The sequence below is a fragment of the Williamsia sp. genome (assembly GCF_016462415.1).
GTDB lineage: Bacteria > Actinomycetota > Actinomycetes > Mycobacteriales > Mycobacteriaceae > Williamsia_A.
This window is the reverse complement of the sequence record NZ_JAEMTF010000162.1, coordinates 1-6,043: the sequence shown is the minus strand read 5'-3', so window position 1 is coordinate 6,043 and position 6,043 is coordinate 1. Positions and strand designations below refer to the sequence as shown.

4 protein-coding genes are annotated in these 6,043 nt (G+C 67.8%); all 4 read left to right on the top strand.

The genetic code is table 11. The features are described 5' to 3' along the window. Positions 1–143 precede the first annotated feature (143 nt). The 4 genes from lspA to dnaE all read left to right on the top strand — a co-directional run bounded on the left by lspA (position 144) and on the right by dnaE (position 6,043). On the top strand, positions 144–668 hold the full coding sequence (gene lspA, locus JHC79_RS22350) for a signal peptidase II (RefSeq protein WP_296395034.1): 525 nt from the start codon (positions 144–146) through the stop codon (positions 666–668). Continuing rightward, the gene (locus JHC79_RS22345) at positions 661–1,587 is read left to right on the top strand and encodes an RluA family pseudouridine synthase (RefSeq protein ID WP_296395032.1); all 927 of its coding nucleotides are present in this window, start codon (positions 661–663) and stop codon (positions 1,585–1,587) included. Before lspA ends, JHC79_RS22345 begins: the two co-directional genes overlap by 8 nt. After that, the gene (locus tag JHC79_RS22340) at positions 1,577–2,299 is read left to right on the top strand and encodes a hypothetical protein (RefSeq protein WP_296395030.1); all 723 of its coding nucleotides are present in this window, start codon (positions 1,577–1,579) and stop codon (positions 2,297–2,299) included. Before JHC79_RS22345 ends, JHC79_RS22340 begins: the two co-directional genes overlap by 11 nt. Before the next feature lie 201 nt (positions 2,300–2,500). Continuing rightward, on the top strand, positions 2,501–6,043 hold the full coding sequence (gene dnaE, locus JHC79_RS22335) for a DNA polymerase III subunit alpha (RefSeq protein WP_296395029.1): 3,543 nt from the start codon (positions 2,501–2,503) through the stop codon (positions 6,041–6,043).

The following is a 6,043-nucleotide window of genomic DNA, read 5'->3' as shown; positions in this document are numbered from 1 at the left end:
GGCGGACACGGGCACGGCGGGCGGCGGCGGGGGACACACCGATCAGGCTAGCGACGACCGTCATGGATGATGGTGGCGTGAGCAATGACCAGGACGGAGTCGGCGCGGGCCCCGATCCGCAGGCCCCCGCACGTTCGGCACGGATGATCGCGTTGCTGCCCGCGGTGGCCGCACTGATCCTCCTGCTCGATCTGATCACCAAGATCGTCGTCGTCGCGGTCATCGATCCGCGGCGTCCGATCTCGATCATCGGCGACACCGTCACCCTTCGACTCGTGCGCAACAGCGGGGCCGCGTTCTCGATGGCGACCGGCTACACCTGGGTCCTGACCGTGGTGGCGCTGGCCGTGGTGATCGGCATCATCCGATACAGCAGCCGTCTGCGGTCACCGCTCTGGGCGCTCGGCCTCGGTCTGATCCTCGGCGGTGCGCTCGGCAATCTCGTCGACCGCCTGTTCCGCGCGCCAGGGCCGTTGCGCGGCCACGTCGTCGACTTCGTCTCGGTCGGGTGGTGGCCCGTGTTCAACGTGGCCGACTCCGCCGTGGTCTGCGGTGCCGTGCTGCTCGTCGCGCTGACGTTGTTCGGCGTCGAGCTCGACGGCACCCGGATCTCGGGCAAGAAACCTGCTCCATCCGCCACGTCCACCCGAGAGTCGCCGAATGCGTGAGAGCCGGTCCATGCCCGTACCCGACGGCCTGGACGGCATGCGCCTCGATGCGGGGGTGTCCCGCATCCTGGGGCTGTCCCGCACCGCGGTCGCAGCACTGGCCGACGGCGGTGACGTGAGCGTCGACGGTGCTGCGGTGGGCAAGTCGCATCGACTCGTCGCCGGCGCCTGGCTCGAGGTCGTGCTGCCCGAGCCCGCCCGGCCGCTGGAGAACCCCGCCCAGCCCATCGAGAACATGGATGTCATCTACGCCGACGACGACATCGTCGTGGTCGACAAGCCGGTCGGCGTCGCGGCGCACGCGTCCGTCGGCTGGACCGGGCCCACCGTCATCGGCGGGCTGGCCGCAGCCGGCTTCCGCATCTCCACCTCGGGCGCCCACGAACGACAGGGCATCGTGCACCGACTCGACGTCGGTACCTCCGGGGTGATGGTGGTGGCCACCTCCGAGCGCGCCTACACGCTGCTCAAGCGTGCCTTCAAGGAGCGCACGGTGGACAAGCGCTACCACGCACTGGCGCAGGGGCATCTCGATCCGTCCAGTGGCACCATCGACGCCGCGATCGGCCGACACCCCGGCAGCGAGTGGAAGTTCGCCGTCACCTCCGCGGGCAAGGCCAGCGTCACCCACTACGACACCCTCGAGATGTTCGCGGCGGCCAGCCTGCTCGACGTGCACCTGGAAACCGGTCGGACGCACCAGATCCGGGTGCACCTGTCCGCGTTGAACCATCCCTGCTGCGGTGACATCACCTACGGCGCCGACCCGGTGTTGGCCACGCGACTCGGCCTCGAACGCCAGTGGCTGCACGCGCGAGCGCTGGCGTTCGCCCATCCCGCCGACGGTCGCCGAGTGGAGTTCACCAGCCCGTACCCCGACGACCTCCGCGGCGCCCTGGACATCCTGCGTGCCGGGTGAACCTCAGCCACCGGCCGACCTCGAGGCGCGCCGCGGCGGCCTGACAGGAGCGATCGTCGTCGCGCTGGTTCTCCTCGTCGCGGCGACGGCCGGGCTCTACGCACTCGGTGCGACCCATCCACCGAAACGCGCGGCCATCACCTCCGACCGTCTCGGTCCGGAGAACGGCGCGAGCGTGGCCGCCTACCTCGACGACGCCGCCGCCGGTCTCGATCGGGTCGGCGCCGGGCCGCGGTGGGCGCTGATCTCGTTGCGTGCTCCGGTGGGCGACGACCAGGCGTGGTCGCTGGTGGACGGTACGGCCGCGTCGCAGGTCGCGTTCCACGTGCCGATCGCCGGTGTCGCCACCCCGTCGACCTTCGCCGCGGTGACCGGCGATCGTGGATCGCTGGCCACCGCACGCACCAACGCCGTGGTCGAGGTCCGTGGCGACGCCGATGCCGGCGGTGACGGCGCGCCCGCGACCCGAGATCAGCAGGTGAGTTCTGTCACCGTCGACCGTCTGCGGTCCGGGTGTGCCTGCATCGTCGCGATGGTCGTGCGCGGCACCGGGCCGCGGTTGCGGGAGATCGCAGCATCGCCGCTGGTCCGCGGTGTCCAGGTGTTGCCCGCCGATGCCGCGGGCGGGCGGTTCGCGGTGGTCGCGTTGCTGCCCGAACAGACCGACCGTTTCCTGCCCGTCGCCGACACCGCGCCCGTCCCGCCTCGCTGACCGCCCGCCGCGGACGCGTGCCGGCCGCGGTGACATCGGCGTGTCGGCGGTGTGTCGGCATTGTCCGGCGCTCGCCGAAGCGTGGCGCCGACCGTCTGTGGGTGCCCACCCCTAAACTGTTCCCTACGACGTCGCCGGGGGCACCCTCTCGGCGACGGGTTCGGCGGGCGGTCCCGCAACTGTCTCGGAAGAGGTCCACGAGTGTCGGATTCGTTTGTTCATCTGCACAATCACACCGAGTACTCGATGCTCGACGGTGCAGCCAAGGTCGCACCCATGTTCGCCGAGGCCAAACGCCTCGGGATGACCGCGATCGGCATGACCGACCACGGAAACATGTACGGCGCCAGCGAGTTCTACAACGTCGCCCGCAAGCACGACATCAAGCCGATCATCGGCATCGAGGCCTACATCGCCCCGGCCTCCCGTTTCGACACCAAGCGTGTGCTCTGGGGCGACCGGGACCAGAAGAGCGACGACGTCTCCGGCAGCGGCGCCTACACCCACATGACGATGGTGGCCGAGAACGCCACCGGCCTGCACAACCTGTTCAAGCTGTCGTCGCTCGCGTCCATCGAGGGCCAGCTCGGCAAGTGGGCGCGCATGGACGCCGAGATCATCGCGCAGTACGCCGAGGGCATCATCGCCACCACCGGCTGCCCGTCGGGCGAGGTGCAGACGCGTCTTCGTCTCGGCCACCAGCGCGAGGCGCTCGAGGCGGCGGCCAAGTGGCAGGACATCTTCGGTAAGGACAACTTCTACCTCGAGCTGATGGAGCACGGCCTCGAGATCGAGCGGCGGGTCCGTGACGGTCTGCTCGAGATCGGCAAGCAGCTCGGTATCAAGCCGATCGTGACCAACGACTGCCACTACGTCACCAAGGAGCACGCGGTGACCCACGAGGCGCTGCTGTGCATCCAGACCGGCAAGACGCTCTCGGACCCGACCCGCTTCAAGTTCGACGGTGACGGCTACTACCTGAAGTCGGCCGCTGAGATGCGCGATCAGTGGGACTCGATCGTCCCCGGCGCATGCGACAACACCGTGGAGATCGGTGAGCGGGTGCAGAGCTACGCCGAGGTCTTCGCACCGCGTGACCGGATGCCGGTGTTCCCGGTCCCCGAGGGTGACACCCAGGAGACCTTCCTGCGCAAGGAGGTCGCCGCCGGCCTCGTCAAGCGCTTCGCCGACAACCCGGTCCCGCAGGACTACACCGATCGGGCGCACTACGAGCTCGACGTCATCATCCAGATGGGTTTCCCGGCGTACTTCCTCGTCGTCGGTGACCTGATCCGGCACGCCCACGAGGTGGGCATCCGGGTGGGCCCGGGTCGTGGCAGCGCCGCCGGGTCACTCGTGGCGTGGGCGCTGGGCATCACCAACATCGACCCCATCCCGCACGGTCTGCTCTTCGAGCGCTTCCTCAACCCAGAACGCGTGTCGATGCCCGACATCGACATCGACTTCGATGATCGCCGACGCGGCGACATGATCCGCTACGCCACCGAACGCTGGGGCGTCGACAAGGTCGCCCAGGTCATCACCTTCGGCACCATCAAGACCAAGGCGGCCATCAAGGACTCGGCGCGCGTTCAGTTCGGACAGCCCGGGTACTCGATCGCCGATCGCATCACCAAGGCCCTGCCGCCGCCGATCATGGCCAAGGACATCTCGGTCGCCGGCATCACCGATCCCGACCACGAGCGGTACGGCGAGGCGTCGGAGGTTCGTGCGCTCATCGAGACCGACCCCGACGTCAAGAAGATCTACGAGACCGCGCGCGGGCTGGAAGGTCTGATCCGCAACGCCGGCGTCCACGCCTGCGCGGTGATCATGTCCTCCGAGCCGCTCACCGACGCGATCCCGGTGTGGAAGCGCGCGCAGGACGGCGCCATCATCACCGGCTGGGACTATCCGTCGTGTGAGGACATCGGCCTGCTCAAGATGGACTTCCTGGGGTTGCGCAACCTCACGGTCATCAACGACGCGCTGGAGAACATCAAGAACAACCGCGGCATCGAGATCGACATGGACGCCCTGCCGCTCGACGACAGCGCGACCTACGATCTGATGGCACGCGGGCAGACCCTGGGTGTGTTCCAGCTCGACGGTGGTCCGATGCGGGAACTCCTCAAGCGCATGCAGCCCACCGCATTCGAGGACATCGTCGCCGTCGGCGCGTTGTACCGACCCGGCCCGATGGGCATGAACGCCCACAACGACTACGCCGACCGCAAGAACGATCGCCAGATCGTGAAGCCGATCCATCCGGAGCTCGAGGTGCCGCTCAAGGAGATCCTCGGCGACACCTACGGCCTGATCGTCTACCAAGAGCAGATCATGCAGATCGCGCAGAAGGTGGCCGGCTACTCGCTCGGTCGAGCCGACATCCTGCGTCGCGCCATGGGTAAGAAGAAGGCGTCGGTCCTCGCCGAGGAATTCGAGGGCTTCGAGGCGGGCATGGTCGCCAACGGCTTCTCCAAGGCGGCCATCAAGGCGCTGTGGGAGACGATCCTCCCGTTCGCGGGGTACGCGTTCAACAAGTCGCACGCCGCTGCCTACGGACTCATCTCCTACTGGACCGCCTACCTCAAGGCGAACTACCCGGCCGAGTACATGGCCGGCTTGCTGACCTCGGTCGGTGACGACAAGGACAAGGCCGCAATCTATCTCGCGGACTGCCGCAAGCTCGGGATCACCGTGCTCCCGCCTGACGTCAACGAGTCGCAGCGCAACTTCGCCGCCGTTGGCGAGGACATCCGCTTCGGCCTCGTCGCGGTGCGCAACGTCGGCAGCAACGTGGTCAGTGCGATCCTCGCCGCCCGCGAGGCGAAGGGGAACTTCGGCAGTTTCTCCGACTACCTCGGCAAGATCGATGTGACCGCGTGCAGCAAGAAGGTCACCGAATCCCTGATCAAGGCCGGCGCCTTCGACTCGTTGAACCACCCGCGCAAGGGTCTGTTCCTCGTCCACGTCGACGCGGTCGACGCCGTGCTCGGTACGAAGAAGGCCGAGGCGGTCGGACAGTTCGACCTGTTCGGCGACACCGGCGGTGGCGACGGACCGGTCGAGGACGTGTTCGCCGTGCGCGTGCCCGACGAGGAGTGGGATTCCAAACACAAGCTCGCGCTCGAGCGGGAGATGTTGGGGCTCTACGTGTCCGGTCATCCGCTGGGCGGAATCGAGCACGTCATCTCGGCGCAGACCGACACCTCGATCACCACCCTGCTCGAGGGCAACGTCAGCGACGGCGCGCAGATCATCATCGGCGGCATCATCTCCGCGGTGACCCGGCGCGTGAACAAGAAGGGCGAGCCGTACGCGGTGGTCACCCTCGAGGACATGGTCGGTGGCGTCGAGGTCTACTTCTTCCCGCGCGCGTTCCAGACCTACGGGATGGACATCGTCGCCGACGCGGTGGTGCTCATCAAGGCGCGGGTGAATCTGCGCGACGACTCGATGATGATCAGCGCCAACGACCTCGCGGTCCCGGATCTCTCACACGTGGGGGAGGCCAAGCCGATCGCGTTGACCCTGTCGACGCGGCTGTGCACCCAGGACCGGGTGTCGGCGCTCAAGCAGGTTCTCATCCGGCATCCCGGGACCTCGGATGTGCACGTGCGACTCATCAGCGGTGAGTCGTCGACGGTGATGCGTCTCGACGACAACCTCAGGGTCACGCCGAGTTCGGCGCTGATGGGTGATCTGAAGGCGTTGCTCGGGCCCACCTGCCTCAGCGGGTAG

What these genes read in the sequence shown, in the direction of transcription:
- lspA (WP_296395034.1), top strand. Translation starts at nt 144, where the DNA reads ATGATCGCGTTGCTGCCCGCGGTGGCCGCACTGATCCTCCTGCTCGAT.
- JHC79_RS22345 (WP_296395032.1), top strand. Translation starts at nt 661, where the DNA reads ATGCGTGAGAGCCGGTCCATGCCCGTACCCGACGGCCTGGACGGCATG.